Here is a 653-nt window from a genome sequence, read left to right as displayed (position 1 = left end):
CGGAAGCGGTCGGACGTGCGGTTGAAGCTCGATGGCTGGCTGGTGAAGCCCGGCGTGTAGCTCAGGGCGTCGGCCAGGGTGTCGGACTTGCGGTCGGTGATTTCATCGGCAGTCACTACGGACAGCGACTGCGGTGTTTCGGTAATGGCCGCGTTGGTCTTGGTGGCACTGGTATTGCGCAGGGCAACCTTGCCGGCCAGCGGAGCGGTCGGGTTTTCCGGGGTGTCGGCGTTGATGTTGATATTGGTGAGTTGAACGGCATTGCTGCTGGATGCTTCATCCGCCGCGATTGCCTGCGCCGAGATGACGCTGCTCAAAGCCAGTGCCAGGGTGGTCAGGTGAAACACAGGAGGGCGCCTTGTGTAACGGTTTTCGGTGCTAACTGTTATTTTTCTTTCGAGCATCGAGGGAGTCCTTGGAGGTACATTTTTGACTTTCGGAATAGCGTTTGCCCTGAATCCTGTGCCATCAGTGGCTCAACCGGGCTGGTATCAACTGGCCGTACTTTATCTGTAAATGATAAGATTTTGCATTAAGATTTGTCGCTGCAGTACAGAATTATTTCATTTTCGACACATTCTGTGGCCCACTTATGCCCCTGATGTGATGACAGGATGAAAAACGATGCCGGGGCATTGCTCGACGGACGATTC

General features: G+C 54.7%; 1 protein-coding gene. It reads right to left on the bottom strand.

What is annotated here, in order from left to right; all coding sequences use genetic code 11:
- Positions 1–347 (bottom strand): TonB-dependent receptor plug domain-containing protein (locus NRB16_RS28910; RefSeq protein ID WP_257107569.1); only part of this gene is annotated, 347 nt, incomplete at its 3' end.
- Positions 348–653: the final 306 nt, after the last annotated feature.

This window comes from Pseudomonas sp. LJDD11 (assembly GCF_024584215.1).
In the GTDB taxonomy this organism is placed as follows: Bacteria; Pseudomonadota; Gammaproteobacteria; order Pseudomonadales; family Pseudomonadaceae; genus Aquipseudomonas.
Note: the sequence above shows the minus strand (reverse complement) of the source record. Positions and strands in the feature narration are given on the sequence as shown.